We start from the raw sequence: 15,561 nt of genomic DNA on the forward strand, positions 1-15,561 counted from the left end.
TCTTCAGGTGCAGGGGAATATCAACCGGACCTTCCACGCTAGACCCGTTCTGCTGCTTGCCAAGTGATGGAAGGGGCAGTGAGGGGAAATGCGAAGTTTCCGCTTGAGTCCCCGAATTTTCAGTAAATACTGAAAACGAGATGAGCGACGAGGCGGCGATCCTGAAACAAGCTCGCGACGAGTTCGTGGCCCAGTGGGGCGCGATGGGGTCGCAGTGGGGGATCAATCGCACGATGGCGCAGATCCATGCGTTTCTCATGACCGCTCCGGAGGCGGTGGACACCGATGAGGTGATGGCCGAGCTCCAGATCAGCCGCGGCAATGCCCACACGAACCTCAAGGAACTGGTGGCTTGGGGCCTTGTCCGGATCGTGGTGAAAAAGGGCGAACGCCGCGAATACTTCGAGGCAGAGAAAGACGTGTGGCAGATCTTCACCATCGTCGCCCGCGAGCGAAAGAAGCGCGAGATCCAGCCTGCGCTCGGCGTGCTCCAGCATTGCTCCGAGACCACCCGCGACCTCCGGTCCGCGGAAGGAAAGGCCTTCTATGCCCAGATGCAGCAGTTGGAGGAGTTTGTCGGCTTCGCTTCAAAGGTGGCGGACAAGGTGGGGGCCATGAAGCACGGCTTCGCCATCCAACTTGCTGCCAAGCTGCTGGGGTAGGGCGGGACTATTTTTTGAAATCAATTTTCAGAATTTTCCGAAAGGAAAGGAACTTAGAAAAATCGAAAGGAAAGCGAGGCGCATATGAATCCTCAGATCGTGCTGTTCGGAGCGAATGGCTTCCTAGGCCGCTACTTGGCGCGGTATTACCAACTTCAAGGCCGCGAGGTGGTGTGCGTTGCCAGGAGCCGCGACGGATGGAGCGGGGACGGGATGTTCCTGGAGTGGGATGGCAAGACCCTCGGCCCGTGGGCACTCGCACTGGAGGGAGCCGAGCGGGTGATCAATCTCGCCGGGCGCAGTGTGAACTGCCGCTACGACGAGCGGAACCGCCGCGAAATCATGGACTCGCGTGTCGCTTCCACGCATGTCATCGGGGAGGCCATAGCTGCCTGCAAAGTGCCGCCGAAGCTGTGGATGAATTCCAGCACCGCCACCCTCTACCGCCACGCGGAGGACTGCCCGCAGGACGAGTGGACCGGCGAGCCCGGGACCGGATTCTCGGTCGGCGTGGCACAGGCTTGGGAAGAGGCTTTTTTCGCCGCACAGGTCCCCGGGGCGACTCGCAAGGTGGCGCTCCGCACCAGCATGGTAATGGCTTATGAAGACGGCACCGTCTTCGAGGTGCTGCGGCACCTCACGCGTCGCGGCCTCGGTGGCCGGATGGACGCGGGGAACCAGCGCGTGAGCTGGATCCACATGGACGACTTCATCTCGGCGATCGAGTTCATCGCCGCTGAGCCTTGGCGCGACGGGGTTTACAATATCGCCGCGCCGGAGCATCCGACGAATCGCGAGCTGATGCAGGCCTTCCGCGAGCAGCAGGGTGCACCCTTCGGCCTGCCTGCTTCCCGCTGGATGCTGGAGATCGGAGCGCGTGTCATGAAGACCGAGACCGAGCTGGTGCTGAAAAGCCGCTGGGCCGATCCGCTCAGGCTCCGGCAGGAAGGATTCCGCTGGCGCTGGCCGAAGCTGGACACCGCCCTGGCCGATCTGGAGGGGCGCTACGGCCTTGAGGGATTCTTCCATCAGCCCGACCGCCGCTCCGCCGGAGTGCGCGTCTGGACGCCGGGAAAAAAGATCGCTGCAGGAAGCCGCTGAGGGTGGGGGATTTCCCCATGGACTCCCTGATTTTTCACAGAGGAATGCTTTGTGAAACGTCAGGTTGTCTTCTAGTCTGATCTCCAAACCGGATGTCGGAACACGGAATCACCCCCAGAAAACCGCGTGCCTCGCAGATGGTGCTGCTCTTTGCCGCACTGGTGATCGGCGTGGCCGGTCTGAAGGCCGCCCAGGCGTTCTTTGTCCCGGTCTTCTTGGCCTTCTTCATCGCCACCATCAGCTACCCGATCACGGGCTGGCTCCAGCGGCACAAGGTGCCGCCCGCCGTCTCGGTGGTCTTCACGGTACTGGTCGATTTCGCCTTCCTCGCCGCCGTGGTGGTGCTGGGGGTGACCATCGTGGGCGACCTGCAGGAGAAGTGGGATGCCGAGTACTATGAGCTCGCGAAAGCGAAGATCCTCGAAGCCAACGGCGCGATCGCCAGCAAGCTCGACGAGTGGGGCGTCGAGGACGCGGTGGAGAAGCTGAATACCTTCACCAACGAGAATCTCGCCGAGCTGAAGAACGTGAAGTTCGCCCAGATCTGGACGGTCAGCACGGGCGTCGTCGGACGGGTGCTGACGTTCTTCGCGACCTTCGGCGTGGTGATCGTGCTGACCATCTTCATGCTCTCCGAGGCACAGGGATTCAGCCGTCGCTTCGGTGCCATCCGCGCAGCCCGCGGACCGAATTTCGAGCGCCTGTCGGGTGCCATGCTTGATACTCAGCGCTATCTGGGCATCAAGACGGTCATCAGTCTCGCGACCGGCGTGCTGGCAGGCATCCTCTGCTGGGTGGCGGGCATCGATTTCTTCCTGCTGTGGGGCATCCTTGCCTTTGTGATGAATTTCATCCCGGCGGTCGGCTCGCTGATCGCCTCGGTCCCGCCCATCCTCCTGGCACTGATCGCCAAGGACGGAGGGACGACGAATGCCATCGTGGTTGCGGGCGGCTACGGGCTGATCAACATGTTCCTCGACAATTTCGTGCAGCCGACCCTGCTCGGGAAGCGCTTCGGCCTTTCCATCCTCGTGGTCGTGCTTTGCGTGCTCTTCTGGGGCTGGCTGTGGGGCCTCATCGGCATCGTGCTGGCAGTGCCGCTCACCATGATCCTGAAGGTGATCCTGGATAATAGCGACGAGTTCCGCTGGGTCGCCGTGGCGATCGGCCAAGAGCCGCGCAAGACTGAGGGGGCGCCGCCGGACGTGGCGAATGACTCCGTAGCCGCGACCAGCGATACGGCGAAGCTGCCCGGCGGGAATTGATCATGTCTCTGTTTCAGAAGTCCGCCACTGCCGCGCTGGTCGCCGTGATCTTCCTGATCTGCGTCGGCGCGATCGTCCGTGTCAGCGGGGCAGGAATGGGCTGCCCGGATTGGCCACGCTGCTGGGGCCGCCTTATCCCGCCGACGAAAATCGAGGAGATCGACCTGTCGAAGATCGACTTCAAGAAGTTCGAGCGGGCTGCCGTTCGTCACGGTCGGGATCTATCCACCGTCACGCCAGAGCACCTGCTGGAGAATTTCAATCCGGTCCACACGTGGACGGAGTTCATCAACCGGCTGTCCTCGTTGCCGGTAGGCTTCTTCTCGATGTCCACGCTGGCGCTCGCGTTGCTTCGCCAGAGGCGTCGGCCATCGGTGCCGCTGGCGGCCTTCACCTCGGTTTTCCTCGTCGGGGTGAATGCCTGGATGGGGGCGCAGGTGGTTTCCAGCGATCTCAAGCCGGGCGTGCTGACCGTCCACATGGCACTGGCCATGATGGTGGTCATCCCCATGACCTACACCGCGTGGCGGGGGGCGGATCGTCCGTGGACGATCAAGGGCGACGACCGCTTCCGCACCGGCATGCGCTGGCTCTCCGGGTTGTTGCTCGTGCTGATCTTCGTCGAGGGAGTCTTCGGAACCCGCATCCGTGAGATGAATACGGAGCTCGCGAAATCGCACGCGGGCCTCGACCGGTCGGAGTGGATCGGGATTTTGGAGCACACATGGAGTTACCTTATCCACCGCAGCTTTTCCTGGGTGATTCTCGCTGCTGCGGTCTTCGGCTGGTGGCGCGCGAAGCAGGTCGGTGGTCCCGGGCGCGTGGTCACCGGCGTGCTGGCGGTGGTGCTGGGCCAGATGGTTCTGGGGCTGATCATGGCCCGGGTGGAGATCCATCCGGTGGTCCAGGTCGCCCATCTCGGCCTGTCGGCGGTGCTCCTGGCATTGGTGATGTTGTGGTTCTGCGGGACCTTCCGCCCGAGCACCCGGGCTTGACCCGGGGACAATCCCTGCGTTTCCTCCGCCCGCGTGGAAAAGATCGATATCCCCAAAAAGGCCATCTACCGCCTTTCGATCTACCACCGTTGCCTCCAGCGTCTGCATGACAACGCTCAGGAAACGGTGAGTTCCACCGCGCTTGCGAAGGCGGCAGGGGTGAAGCCCGCACAGCTCCGCAAGGACCTCGCCTACTTCGGCCAGTTCGGTACGCGCGGCCTCGGCTATCCGGTGGAGACGCTGGCCTCGATGATCCGCGACCTGCTGGGCCGGGAGCGACTCCAGCCGGTGGTGCTCGTGGGTGCGGGTAATCTCGGCTCGGCGCTTTTGCGCTACCAGGGCTTCCAGAAGGAGGGCTTCGAGGTGGTCTGCGCCTTCGACGCCGATCCCGAGGGGGCGATCCGCCGCGGTATCGGCATCCCGGTCAGGGGTGACCACGAGATCGAGACATTCGTCCAGGCGGAAGGCGTGAAGCTCGCCATCCTCTGCGTCCCGGCCGGCTTCGCGCAGGCCGTGGCGAACCGGCTCGTCGTCGCCGGCATCCAGGGCATCCTGAATTTCTCCCCGGTGGTGCTGGAGGTGCCCGAGGATGTCGTGGTGAACAACGTCGATCTCGCGCTCGAACTGGAGCATCTCAGTTTCTTCGTGCGCTGACCGGGTGTAATCTCCGGCCCGAGGGATAATGGCGAATTTTTCCCAAGATAATCCGGAGCCATCCGTTTCCCCCGGTGGCACGCCGTCGCGCGATGCCTCAAGTGGCATGGTGGAGACCCGGGAAGAATTCGTCGAACGCGCGCTGGCCGAGTATGAGTCGCCGCTCGTCGGATATGCCTACGGCTTCGTCCACGACCTCGAGCGGGCACGCGACATCGTCCAGGACACCTTCATCCGCCTCTGCCAGCAGGATGTGGCAAAGGTGAAGGACGGCCTGAAGACGTGGCTTTTCACCGTCTGCCGCAACCGGGCGCTCGACGTGCTGCGGAAGGAATCCCGCGTCAGCCCGCTGGATGACGACCTGCTCAAGCGCCGCGCCACCGAGGCCCCGTCGCCGGATGACTCGCTCGACCAATCCGAGCGGATCGCCTCGGTGATGCGCTATCTCGATCGCCTGACCGAGAATCAAAAGACCGTCATTCTGATGAAATTCCGCGACGGGCTCAGTTATCAGGAAATCAGCGAGGCCACCGGGCTGACGAGTGGCAACATCGGCTTTCTCATCCATGCCGGCCTCAAGCGGCTGCGCGAACTCCTCCCCTCCGAACTTCTCGAACCATGAATCTCCATCCCGATGATCCCCGCCTGAGCGCCTGGGTGCTCGGCGAACTCCCGGCCGACGAAGCCGATGCTGTGGCCTCTGCTGTGGCTGCCGATCCGCAGTTGCAGGCAGCCGTGACCGAGTTGCAGGGCGTGTGCGATTTTCTCGGCGGCACCTTTGCGGCACCGTCGCTCCGTCCCGAGCAGCGCGAGGCGGTCCGTCAGGCGGGTCGCAGCACGGTCATCGAGTTTCCCGCGCCGAAGAAAAAGGCGGGATTCCAGCAGTGGCATGCGCTGCTTGCCACGGCTGCTGTCATCACCCTCGGCGTTTTTCTCGCCTCCCAGATGGGGCAGGAGAGGGGTGCTGATTCCGGAATGGCGAAGCTTTCACCACCGGAGGCTGGCGATGCCCCTTCCATCCGACCGACAGTTGGCAAGGGTGATGCCCAAGGCGGCTCCCGCCATGTCCACGGGATCGATGACGCTTCCAGCACTGCTTTGGCGGACTTTTCCCATGTGAAGCTTCCGGACGCCGCAAAGCTCCCCGCGACACCGATGAATCAGGCCGCGGACATCGATCTGCCGCTCGTCGTCGGGCGGTCGAGCTATGACTGGGTGCGCGGCTGGATTCAGGAAAAGAACCAGCTTCCGCCGAAGGAAGCCGTTCGCATCGAGGAGCTTGCCAATGCTTTCCCGCTTCCGCCGGAAGAGGAGACGGAGTCCTTCGCTGGCCTGAAAGTCGCCTGCGTCTCGATGCCCTCGCGACTGACGGGCGAGGGACGTCTGGTGGGCGTCCAGATCGCCAATGAGTCGAATCAGGCGCGGCGTGTTTCGTGGGCCTTCCGTCCGGCGGCCGGTTCGCGCGGCGGGCTGGTCCGTGTGCTTGCATCGACAGGTGGAGCGGCGTCCGTGCCCTCGACCCTGCCCGCAGGCAATCGCACCTTGGTCCTCATCGAGCTGACCTCTGCCGCAGGAGAAGAAGTCGGCGACTTGGTCGTCGCTGCGGATGGCCGCAGCCGCCGTATCCCCGCCGTGGAGACGAAGGCACCGAGCCTTGAGCAGGCCGGGCTGGTCGCGGCTTTTGGCATCTGGCTGCGGGGCGAGGGGGTCGATGACACCCGGCTGCGCAGGATTCTGGTCGCTGCGGAGGAGAATCCTGACCCGCGGTCCGCCGAAATCCGGCAGCTTGTGGGCAAAGCCCTCGACATCGCTTCCTCGGGACGTTGACGAGCGGGCACGGGCTGACTTGAGTCGTGCCGTGTCCCGCATCAGCATCCCCGAATACGCCATGGCGCTGGCCCATGTGGCCAGCATGCGCTCGGAAGACCCGTACCGGAAGGTGGGTGCCGCAGCGCTCGATTTCGACAACCGCGTGATCGGCACGGCCTACAATGGCCTCGCTCCGGGATTCAATGCTCCTCCCGGATTTTGGGACGACCGCGAGGCCCGGCAGAAATTCATGCTCCACGCCGAGGTGAATCTCTGCAGCCTCTTCCGCCGCGGTGAGGCCAAGATCATCGCCACCACGACCATGCCCTGCACGGCCTGCATGCAGACCCTGTGCGCCTATGGCATCAAGGAGATCTACTACCGTGACATCTATCACGCCTCCGATGCCCCGGAAATCGCCCGCCTCTATAGCGTGAAGCTCGAGCAGGTCGAGTTCACGCCGTTCGATGGCACGGTGGGGCCGGTGGCCTGAGGGATCCTTACTTTGCGGCAGCCGGCTCGGCGACGTCGCCGCCGAAGAAGCCCTTGATGTAGCCGTATTCCATCATCGTGTCCTGCCATGCGGCGAGCAGGGCGGGGTTCTGGAAGATGCGCACGGCACGGGCCATTTCGCCCTCGGCGTCCACTTCCCGGCCCTCGGAGAAGGCAATCGCCGCGTCTGCGAAATACGGATATGGGGAATCATCGAGGTAATCGTATTTCTTCGACATCGAGACCGCCTCGGCCTTCTTGTCGAGCTTCAGCTTGCAAAGCAGGAGCTTGAACTCGACCAAGCGGGCGACTTGCAGGTCCTCCTGACCGGAAGCCTTCGAAACGAGGGTCAGCACCTTCTCCAGATTCTTTTCGGCGGATTCCCAGTTCTTGGTGACGAAGTCCAGCTCGGCAATGTTGAAGACGATGCTGGATTCGTTCGGAGCGAGCCTGTCCGCCTCCTTGAAGTGCTCCATCGCCTTGTCGAAGTTGCGGAACTCGACCTGGCAGGCACCCAGGATGTTATGGATTTCCGGCCGGTCCTTGAAGATCTTGGACGCCTCTTCTGCCTTCACGATGGCTTCGAAAACCCGCTTCTGGTTGAAAAGCTTCTGGGCTTCGGCCAGAGCGATCTCGAATTTCTCGCGATCCTCTTTCGGAAGATTGGAGAATTCTACCATGAAGGCTGGGACCTCTTTTTTCGTGGGTGCCTGGGCCTCTTGACCATTCACGGCGGCAAGCGGGACGAGGCAGCAAAGGAAAGTCGCGATGGATTTCATGGCAGGGGAATTCTTAGCCGCAAGCTAGGCAGTGGCGGATGACCGTGCAAGCCGGGGTTTTTCAGCGGGCGTAAAGTCCCCGCTCCCTGATGTAGCGCGCGACTTCCGCATCCAGCCATGGCAGCTCTTCTCGTCCATCTGCCGCAGCTTCGCGGATCGCCGTAGCAGAGGCGGGGTGCGTTCCGGTCAGGAAATGCATCGTCCATCCGGGGTGAGGGGCCGGCTCGCCATCGCGGGCGAAGACGATGAACTCCACCAGCCCGGCAAGTCTCTCCGGTTCCTTCCAGCGCGGCAGGGCCCGCCATTGGTCTGCCCCCATCAGCCAGAAGAGACGGGCATCGGGGAAGCGGCGGGTCATTTCCTCCGCGGTCTCATACGAGTAGGAGGGCGGGGGACGGCTCAGGTCGAAGTCATCGACCACGGCCCACGGCAGGTCGCGGGTTGCGAGGCGGGCCATTTCCAGCCGGTCTCCCGCGGGCGCGCTGGTCAAGCCCAGCTTGTGCGGGGAGGTATGGCAGGGGAAAAAGCGGACCTGATCCAGATCCAGCAGTTCCTTTGCCCGCAAGGCGATCTCGACATGCCCCTGATGGATCGGGTCGAAGGTGCCGCCGAAAAGCGCGATGCGGCGCGGCGTGCTCATGCCATGCCGCGCTTTTTCATGTGATCCCGGTAGGCCGCCGGGGGCATGCCCACCATGCTGCGGAATTGCCGGGTGAGCGCGGTCTGGTCGCCATAGCCGCACTCCAGTGCGACGTCGGCGATGGCCATCGGCGTTTCCGCCAGCAGCTTGGCCGCGTGGCCGATGCGGGCCTTTCTCACGAACTGCGTGGTGCTGAGTTGGAAGACGCGGCGCATCCGCCTCTCAAGCTGGGTCGGCGTGAGCTTCGCGATCGCCGCAAGCTCCGCAGCCCGGAGCGGGTCGTCCAGATGGTCGCGCACGTGCTCGACTACCTTGGCGATGCCCGCCAGCTCGGCGTCACCCTCGCGGGGAGCCCGCAGGTCGCGGGAAACGGAGGCCAGGCCGATGATCTTTCCATCGCGGTCGTGCAGCGGCACCTTGGTCGCGAGATACCAACCCTGGCTGCCGTCGCGGTTCAGGGAAAGCTCCAGTTGGTCAACGATTTCGCGTCCACCTTCCAGCACCTCCTCGTCCTGCTCGCGATAGACCTCGGCCAGCGCACGAGGGAAGAAGTCCTCGGCACGCCGCCCGATCAGCCGCCGTGCGTCCTTGATGCCGGTGCGGTCGGCGAATCCCTGGTTGAGTGCCCGGTAGCAGCGGTCGGTGTCCTTCAGGCAAAACATCACGTCGGGCAGGACGGCAAACAACCGCTCGCAAAAACGCGGTGAGTCCACTTTCCCGATGAAGCCTGTGTCGATCGCCATGTCCGCGGATTAAAACCTGCCTTCCCCGGCAAGCAAGGGGGATCAGGCCCGGAAATGGGAAGCCCCCGGACACTAGAGGGGGGAACCGTTCCAGTGTCCGGGGGCCGTGGTCCCAGTTGCCTGGGGGCTGTGCAACTATCCCTTACGGGGAGCAACCTGTCCGATTTCCCCCCTATTGGCCAGCACGGAATCGTCACCTACGAAAAATTCCTAATGAGAGCCGACCTCAGTTCCGTTTTGCACGGTTCTGATAATCTGTTAGTTGCCGGGAAATGGGTCCGCGCTCAGGCGGATCTGAATTTCCTCTACGGGGATCGCGGGCTTCGGTGGCGGATCGGCGCGTCGGATCACTGCCAAGCCTAGGGCCGTGAGACTGGTGAGCACCAGCAAGGCCGATAGCGCGGCCCGCGAACCTTTCGGCACCTTGGAAAACATGCGCTTCACCCGCGCCTCCAGCCCGCTTTCGTGAGCCATCGCGAGCGTGGTGGCAGGTGAACGTGTGGAGGCCGCGAGATCGCAGAGGACATTCGCGTAACGCTCCGGCCCCATGCCGTCTGCCAGCACTTCCTCATCGCAGGCAAATTCGCACTGGTCGGCGAGGCGGCGGGCCATCCACCACACCAGCGGATTGAACCAATGGAGTGTGCAGGCCACGGCGCCGATCGCCCGAAGTAGGGGATCGCGTCGCCGGTGATGCTTGATTTCGTGCGCGAGCACCGCGTCGCGGGTCTCCTGTGGCCACTCGCGCCACGCCGCGGGGACGAAGACGACGGGCTTGAAAATCCCGGCTGCGACTGGTCCCGAGATGCCTTCCAGCAGCCGGATATCGACAAGCGCTTCCCCGGCCTCGCGCACCTCGATTCTCTCCGAGTTCTTCCGCCAGCGATGCAGCGCCACGAGGGCTGCGAACAATCGTGTGGAGAAGAGCAGCACGCCTGTGCCCCATATCCACGGCAGCCATGAGATCAGGTCCGGGGCATCGCTCCGGGTGCCGTCGGCAGGGGGCAGCACCCGCCACTCCGGCAGGAAAAAGAGCAGGGGAAACACCGCCAGCAGACCCAGCGCCATCAATGTGAGCCGCGGATCACGCGCCTCATCCCGCCGCCCGGCGAACCACACGACTGCGGCGGAGATCAGCGAAAAGGCGATGGCGGTGGGGAGCATGGCGGGTCAGTCCTTCTTGTCGATGAGGGTGCGGATCCGCTCGATTTCCTCGGTGCTGAGCTGCTGGTCCTTCGGATCGAGCAGCGCCGCCACCAGCTTCTCCGGCTTGCCGTCGAAGAAGGTGGAGAGCAGTTGCTTCAGCGCCGAGCGCTTTGCCTTCTTCTCCGGCACCGCGGGGCGGTAGATGTAGCGGCGCGAGTCCTTGCGATACTCGACCAAGCCCTTCTCCATCATCGTGGCCAGCAGCGCCCGCACGGCCGAGTAGGTCGGCGGCTCCGGCATGTCTTCCATCACCTCCTGCGCCGTGGCTTCACCGCGGCGATAGAGAATGTCCATGACCTGCCGCTCCCGCTTTGCCAGACTTTCCGCATTGCTCATGACAGGGTCATACGATCCTGCTGGAAAAGCTGCAATTTAAATGTTGAAAAAACAGCACAAAGGAATTGACCGCGGAATCCCGAAGTGCTGTTTTTCCAGCACCATGAAATGGAACGCTAAGTCGATGTGGTCCCGTCTGCGGGCCGGTGGTTTCTTCTTCACCCCCACGCTGGCAGCGCTGTGGTTATCCGCATGTGCGCCTCAAGCACCATATGGTCCGCCGGGTAGATCAAATCAGGACTTCATCGGAGCTTTGCCGAATGTGACCATTCCCGACATTCCGGCAGAACCTTCCACTGACGTCTCGAACATCGTGACCGCGGGCAATCGAAGCGGTCTGGGTGCGGTCAACCGCAACAGCATCGATGCCATCCTGAACGACCCCAAGCCAGCCGCCACGCGCGAATCAAAGCCGAGGCAAAAGGCCGCCGAAGAGCGTCCCGGTCTCGCCACCGCCTTCGGGGATTCCGTGGTCTCCCCGTGGTATAACAAGTCATTCACCCGCGAGTCCTCGAAGCCGGACGGCACCGGTGTCGTCTTCTACAACAATCGCGAGGGCATCGATGCAATGACCGGCTCAAAGTGGAAGATGAGCCCGCTCGAGACCGCCGCCGGCGAAAAGCTGGAGTGGGGGATCAAAGGTGGCTTCCGCTATCTGCCCACCTATAAGACGTGGACCAGCGACCAACGGCGCTTCGTGGTCGGCAAAAACGATGGCCACTACTCCATCGTCCTCAAAAACCGCTGCAAGAGCCGCCTCGAGGTCGTGCTCAGCGTGGACGGCCTCGATGTGATGGACGGCAAGAAAGCTTCCTTCGCCAAGCGCGGCTACATCATCGATCCGAATGAAACGCTGGAGGTGAAGGGCTGGCGCACCAGTCCCGAGACGGTCGCTCGTTTCCGCTTCTCCACCGTCGCGGGTTCCTATGCGAATCTCGCGCATGGCGATCACCGGAATGTCGGTGTTATCGGCCTGGCCGTCTTCACGGAAAAGGGCGTCGATCCTTGGACCTGGATGCCGCAGGAAGTGAATGACCGCCTCAACGCCCGGCCCTTCACGAAGGCACCCTGATTTCCCGGTAACCGCGGCGGCGTCCATGCCTCCGGACACGAGAAAGGCGTGAGCCGTAGTCCCCCCGGATTCCGACTCACGCCTTTTCTGGTTTTTCGCGGAAATCCGCACGGCCTGCCCTTGATCGGAAGCTCCCCCCGGAACTTGCCAATTAAGATAATGCGGCGCTTGGGTTTCCCGCGTGCTGAAACGGTATCCGAAATGGATTCCGCTCAGGTTGGTGGAAAATGTCCCACGACCTGTTTTTAGCTAGGAAGAAATGGCAGCGGGCGAAGAAACTTGTTCACAGCCATTCACAAATCGCCTCAAGCGACCGCTTGAAGCGATGATTTATTGATCCTTTTTGCCGATAAGGTCCTCGATGCTGTCCTGAAGCCGGCTCAAAAGTGCGTCGTCCGCCACTTTCTTCCCATCGCGCGTGGTGATGTAGATCGTGTCCATCGCGGCACCCTTTTCGGTCGAAATCCGTGCGTTGGCGGTGTTCAGCCCGTGGGTATTGATCGCGTGGAACAGGTCGTGCAGCAGGCCGATACGGTCCACCGCCTGTACCTCGATCGCGGTGAATGCCGGGTGCAGGTTATTCGAGATGTAGGCGCGCACCGGGAATTGCATCCCGTGGTCGTCCTTCGGCCGGAGCAGGTTCGGCTTCCGGCGGAAGTAGCGGGCGTGCTCGTATTTCTCCAGCAGGCCTACCTCGCGGAGCGTGGTGGACAGGCGCTTGCGCAGGGAGAGATCGGACACCGGCTCGAAGTTCGTGGTGCAGACTCGAAAGATATCCAGCACGATGCCGTCTGTCCGGGTGAAGAAGTCTGCGGCCAGGATGTTCAGCTCCTCCGAGGCGAGCGCGCAGCAGATCTTTTCCAGCAGCAGCGGGCGGTCGTGGGTGGCGATGACCAGCTCGGTGTAGCCCTTTTCCGGGCTGTCGAGCCACTGCAGCGAGCATTCGAAATTCGCCTCCTCGGCCTTCGGTCCCAGCTTCATCACCGCCTTCACGTGGGCGGCGACGGAGTCCGCCTCGCGGAAGCGGAAGTAGGCCTCCGGCATGCGGCGGAAGTGCTCATCCACGGATTCGGCATCCTCGTCCTTCAGCTCGGATTTCACCTCGTCCTTCAGCGCCTTCTTCTCGGTGCGGATGGAGGCGGCGTAGCGCTCCTTGCCCTCCTTGAGGAAGCGACGCGTGCTGGAGTGGAGCTGGAGCATCAGCGTTTCCTTCCAGCTCGACCATGCCTCGGAGTTCGTCCCGTTCGAGTCGGCGTAGGTGAAGAGCATCAGCAGGTCGAGACGCTCGGTCGTTTTGACGATGCGGGCGAATTCGGAGACCACGTCCGGGTCCTCGATATTCCGCGTGGTGGCGAAGCGCCAGAAGGTGAGGTGGTGGTCCACCAGATACATGATCAGAGCGCGGCGCGCTCCGTGGACCTGCAGGCGATTGCAGAGGCGGGACGCCAGCATCGCCGAGCCGTCGATGTGCTCGCGGACATTCTCGGCGCGGCCCGTGTCGTGCAGGATCAGCGCGAGATAGAGTGCGTAGGGGTCCTCCGCTTCATGGAGAAGACGGCGGTAGATCGCTTTCTTCGGCTCCTCGTTGCCGACCAGCGCGTCGAGTTCCTCGATGCAGCGCAGCGTGTGCTCGTCGGCCGTGTAGCGGTGGAAGAACTCGTGCTGGACCAGGCAATCCAGCGCGCCGAACTCCGGCAGGTAGCGCCCGAGGAAGCCGACGCGATGCATCTGCCGCAGCGTGCGGGAGACATCGCCCTTTCGCTCGAGGATGCCCTGGAAGGTCTCGCGGTTCGCCTTCGAATAGCGGAAGGGCCGGTCGATCGCGTCGCGGTGCGCCTTGATCAGCTTCCGCATGTGCGGGCTCAGCCTCAGCCCGCGGACCTGCGTGTGTTGGAAGAGACGCATCAGCCGGTTCGGATCATCGTTGAAGATGTCGTTGTTCACCGGGTAGATGCGGCCTTCGCGAGCGATGAATCCGTCGAATTCTTCGCGCTTCTTCGTCCGCAGCATGAGGAAGGATCTTAGGCCGGTCACGGTGGTCTCTTCCTGCTCCAGCTCGAAGGCCTCCATCAGCGATCCCGTGTGTTGGTAGAGCGAGCGCGTGTGCAGGTAGTAGTCGCGCATGAAAGCCTCCGTGCGGCGGAGGATGCTGCGCTGCGGGTAGTTGAAATTCGTGGCCACCACGCCTTGTAACCGCAGCGTGAGCTGGTCGCTCGCGCGGCCCGCCTGATAGTGCAGTTCGTTGCGGACGCGATTGAGGAAGTCATACGCGGCCTCGATGTTCCGGAGCGCGCGCGCCGTGAGCAGGCGGCCGTCCACCAGGTCGCGCAGGTCGGTGCTGCCCCGCTTCACCCGGGTCACCCAGCGGATGTTGTGATAGTCGCGCATCCCCCCGCAGCCTTCCTTCACGTTCGGCTCCTGGAGGAAGACGGTCTTGGAATACTTCTGGTGGCGGCTGCGGAGATCCTGACGGCGGAGTTCGAAGAATGCCTCCTGTCCCTTCGTCAGGCATTCCTTGTCGAAGCGGCTCTGGAACTCGGCGAAGAGCTTCTTGTCGCCCGCGATCATCCGCGCCTCGATCAGCGCGGTCTTGTTCTCCTGGTCGGCCTTCGCCTGCTCCAGGCACTCGGCCACCGAGCGGCAGGCGTGGCCCACCTTGAAGCCGACATCCCACATCAGGTAGAGGATCTCCTGGATCAACGAGGTCAGGTCTTCCGGCAGCTTGTTCGACGCGCGGGGCAGCAGGAAAAGCAGGTCGATGTCCGAGCAAGGATTCAGCGTGCCGCGGCCGTAGCCACCCACGGCTACCAGCGCGAGGACCGGCGCTTCCTTGCGCTTCGACAGCGCGAGGTCGAAGAGCGACCGCAGCACCACATCGAGCAATTCGGCGCGCGCACTCGCGATCTCCAGCCCGCCCGCACCCGCGCGGTGGCGCAGCTTGATGCGGTGCTCCTCGATCTTCAGGAAGCGCTTGTAGAGCGCGATGCGCTCGGCAGGGGAAAGGTGGCCTTGCACCGCGGGCTTGAGAGCCGTCTTCGCATGGGCCTGAAGGGTTTTCAAATGGGTGGACATCCGCTACATGCAGACTGCGCGGATTTAGGCCCCGGTCAAGGCGGCGTGCCTGCGGCTTTCGGCAAGAGGTCGGCCAAAGGATTGCCGGGCAATGCTTTCAGGCCCTCGATCACGACGCGGGCGGTGAGCTTCGCTCCGGCGGCATTCGTGTGAGTGCCCTTGTCGGCGAAGAGCGCCCCGACTTCCTCCGGAGTCATCGAGGCATAGCGCGTGCCGATCAGGCCTGCGAGGTCGAGGTAAAGCACGCCCTCGGCCGTGGCGGAGTCCTTCACCCAGCCTCGCCACTGCTCCCAGTCGCCGGCAAATTTCCTGTGCGGGACGGGGGAGCACAGCACGACGGTCGCGCCCTTGGCTTTGGCCGTTTGCGCGAAGTGCCTGAGATACCATCCATAGCTGCGGACAGTTTCCACGCTGCCGTCGGGCTTGGTCACCTGCTCGGTTTCTATGCCGATGCCCTTGACCGAGCCGCGGAATTTCCCGCGTTCGTCGAGCGGGCCGACGTCGTTGTGGCCGAACTGCACGAGCACCACGTCCCCGGGCTTCATGGTCGCCAGCATGTCGTCCCAGCGGCCTTCCGTGAAAAAGGTCCGCGAGGAACGGCCGCCGATCGCGCGGTTCACGACTTGCACTTTCGCGGGATCGAGCAGGGCAGGGATCTTGTATAGACCGGGGACATAGGTAGCAGGTGTTCGGGGACATGGGTTACACCTTCAAGGAGGAGGAAACCATGCCTTG

General features: G+C 63.0%; 16 protein-coding genes. 9 read left to right on the plus strand and 7 right to left on the minus strand.

The window, feature by feature from the left end:
- The first annotated feature begins 140 nt into the window (after window positions 1–140).
- From OKA04_RS14665 to OKA04_RS14700, 8 genes are all read left to right on the plus strand, one after another.
- Window positions 141–662 carry a GbsR/MarR family transcriptional regulator gene (locus OKA04_RS14665; RefSeq protein ID WP_264501933.1) on the plus strand — a complete coding sequence of 174 codons (522 nt, stop codon included), beginning with the start codon at window positions 141–143 and terminating at the stop codon, window positions 660–662.
- An 84-nt stretch (window positions 663–746) separates the two neighbouring features.
- Window positions 747–1,763 carry a TIGR01777 family oxidoreductase gene (locus OKA04_RS14670; RefSeq protein ID WP_264501934.1) on the plus strand — a complete coding sequence of 339 codons (1,017 nt, stop codon included), beginning with the start codon at window positions 747–749 and terminating at the stop codon, window positions 1,761–1,763.
- 92 nt (window positions 1,764–1,855) lie between these two features.
- The gene (locus OKA04_RS14675; RefSeq protein WP_264501935.1) at window positions 1,856–3,028 is read left to right on the plus strand and encodes an AI-2E family transporter; all 1,173 of its coding nucleotides are present in this window, start codon (window positions 1,856–1,858) and stop codon (window positions 3,026–3,028) included.
- Between the two features lie 2 nt (window positions 3,029–3,030).
- Window positions 3,031–4,023, plus strand: a complete 993-nt coding sequence (locus tag OKA04_RS14680; RefSeq protein WP_264501936.1) for a COX15/CtaA family protein — start codon at window positions 3,031–3,033, stop codon at window positions 4,021–4,023.
- Window positions 4,024–4,056: 33 nt separating this feature from the next.
- Window positions 4,057–4,677, plus strand: a complete 621-nt coding sequence (locus OKA04_RS14685) for a redox-sensing transcriptional repressor Rex (protein ID WP_264501937.1) — start codon at window positions 4,057–4,059, stop codon at window positions 4,675–4,677.
- A gap of 28 nt (window positions 4,678–4,705) precedes the next feature.
- Window positions 4,706–5,299, plus strand: a complete 594-nt coding sequence (locus tag OKA04_RS14690; protein ID WP_264501938.1) for an RNA polymerase sigma factor — start codon at window positions 4,706–4,708, stop codon at window positions 5,297–5,299.
- Window positions 5,296–6,504: a VWA domain-containing protein gene (locus OKA04_RS14695; protein ID WP_264501939.1), complete on the plus strand. Its 1,209-nt coding sequence runs from the start codon at window positions 5,296–5,298 to the stop codon at window positions 6,502–6,504. Before OKA04_RS14690 ends, OKA04_RS14695 begins: the two co-directional genes overlap by 4 nt.
- 31 nt (window positions 6,505–6,535) lie before the next feature.
- Window positions 6,536–6,979, plus strand: a complete 444-nt coding sequence (locus OKA04_RS14700) for a deoxycytidylate deaminase (protein WP_264501940.1) — start codon at window positions 6,536–6,538, stop codon at window positions 6,977–6,979.
- A 7-nt stretch (window positions 6,980–6,986) separates the two neighbouring features.
- Here OKA04_RS14700 and OKA04_RS14705 read toward each other — a convergent pair whose 3' ends face one another.
- The 5 genes from OKA04_RS14705 to OKA04_RS14725 all read right to left on the minus strand — a co-directional run bounded on the left by OKA04_RS14705 (window position 6,987) and on the right by OKA04_RS14725 (window position 10,682).
- On the minus strand, window positions 6,987–7,757 hold the full coding sequence (locus tag OKA04_RS14705; protein WP_264501941.1) for a tetratricopeptide repeat protein: 771 nt from the start codon (window positions 7,755–7,757) through the stop codon (window positions 6,987–6,989).
- A 61-nt stretch (window positions 7,758–7,818) separates the two neighbouring features.
- A complete protein-coding gene (gene nadD / locus OKA04_RS14710) occupies window positions 7,819–8,397 on the minus strand; it encodes a nicotinate (nicotinamide) nucleotide adenylyltransferase (protein WP_264501942.1) in 579 nt (192 codons plus the stop codon).
- Window positions 8,394–9,140: an AraC family transcriptional regulator gene (locus tag OKA04_RS14715; protein ID WP_264501943.1), complete on the minus strand. Its 747-nt coding sequence runs from the start codon at window positions 9,138–9,140 to the stop codon at window positions 8,394–8,396. Before OKA04_RS14715 ends, nadD begins: the two co-directional genes overlap by 4 nt.
- Window positions 9,141–9,398: 258 nt before the next feature.
- Window positions 9,399–10,304 carry a M56 family metallopeptidase gene (locus OKA04_RS14720; RefSeq protein WP_264501944.1) on the minus strand — a complete coding sequence of 302 codons (906 nt, stop codon included), beginning with the start codon at window positions 10,302–10,304 and terminating at the stop codon, window positions 9,399–9,401.
- Window positions 10,305–10,310: 6 nt separating this feature from the next.
- On the minus strand, window positions 10,311–10,682 hold the full coding sequence (locus tag OKA04_RS14725) for a BlaI/MecI/CopY family transcriptional regulator (protein WP_264501945.1): 372 nt from the start codon (window positions 10,680–10,682) through the stop codon (window positions 10,311–10,313).
- Window positions 10,683–10,785: 103 nt separating this feature from the next.
- On the opposite strand from OKA04_RS14725, the gene OKA04_RS14730 reads away from it, so the two are divergent.
- On the plus strand, window positions 10,786–11,754 hold the full coding sequence (locus tag OKA04_RS14730; protein ID WP_264501946.1) for a hypothetical protein: 969 nt from the start codon (window positions 10,786–10,788) through the stop codon (window positions 11,752–11,754).
- Window positions 11,755–12,084: 330 nt separating this feature from the next.
- On the opposite strand, the gene glnD is transcribed toward OKA04_RS14730, so the two are convergent.
- Window positions 12,085–14,814, minus strand: coding sequence for a [protein-PII] uridylyltransferase (gene glnD, locus OKA04_RS14735; protein WP_264501947.1), 2,730 nt, complete (start codon window positions 14,812–14,814; stop codon window positions 12,085–12,087).
- Between the two features lie 47 nt (window positions 14,815–14,861).
- Entirely contained in the window at window positions 14,862–15,455 is a 594-nt protein-coding gene (locus OKA04_RS14740; RefSeq protein WP_343226884.1) for a GDSL-type esterase/lipase family protein, read from the minus strand.
- Window positions 15,456–15,561: the final 106 nt, after the last annotated feature.

The sequence above is a fragment of the Luteolibacter flavescens genome, from assembly GCF_025950085.1.
GTDB lineage: Bacteria > Verrucomicrobiota > Verrucomicrobiia > Verrucomicrobiales > Akkermansiaceae > Haloferula > Haloferula flavescens.

Excerpts from the sequence above, each read along its gene's own strand:
- OKA04_RS14665 (WP_264501933.1), top strand. The coding sequence starts at position 141 with ATGAGCGACGAGGCGGCGATCCTGAAACAAGCTCGCGACGAGTTCGTG.
- OKA04_RS14670 (WP_264501934.1), top strand. The coding sequence starts at position 747 with ATGAATCCTCAGATCGTGCTGTTCGGAGCGAATGGCTTCCTAGGCCGC.
- OKA04_RS14675 (WP_264501935.1), top strand. The coding sequence starts at position 1,856 with ATGTCGGAACACGGAATCACCCCCAGAAAACCGCGTGCCTCGCAGATG.
- OKA04_RS14680 (WP_264501936.1), top strand. The coding sequence starts at position 3,031 with ATGTCTCTGTTTCAGAAGTCCGCCACTGCCGCGCTGGTCGCCGTGATC.
- OKA04_RS14690 (WP_264501938.1), top strand. The coding sequence starts at position 4,706 with ATGGCGAATTTTTCCCAAGATAATCCGGAGCCATCCGTTTCCCCCGGT.
- OKA04_RS14695 (WP_264501939.1), top strand. The coding sequence starts at position 5,296 with ATGAATCTCCATCCCGATGATCCCCGCCTGAGCGCCTGGGTGCTCGGC.
- OKA04_RS14705 (WP_264501941.1), bottom strand. The coding sequence starts at position 7,757 with ATGAAATCCATCGCGACTTTCCTTTGCTGCCTCGTCCCGCTTGCCGCC.
- nadD (WP_264501942.1), bottom strand. The coding sequence starts at position 8,397 with ATGAGCACGCCGCGCCGCATCGCGCTTTTCGGCGGCACCTTCGACCCG.
- OKA04_RS14715 (WP_264501943.1), bottom strand. The coding sequence starts at position 9,140 with ATGGCGATCGACACAGGCTTCATCGGGAAAGTGGACTCACCGCGTTTT.
- OKA04_RS14720 (WP_264501944.1), bottom strand. The coding sequence starts at position 10,304 with ATGCTCCCCACCGCCATCGCCTTTTCGCTGATCTCCGCCGCAGTCGTG.
- OKA04_RS14725 (WP_264501945.1), bottom strand. The coding sequence starts at position 10,682 with ATGAGCAATGCGGAAAGTCTGGCAAAGCGGGAGCGGCAGGTCATGGAC.
- OKA04_RS14730 (WP_264501946.1), top strand. The coding sequence starts at position 10,786 with ATGAAATGGAACGCTAAGTCGATGTGGTCCCGTCTGCGGGCCGGTGGT.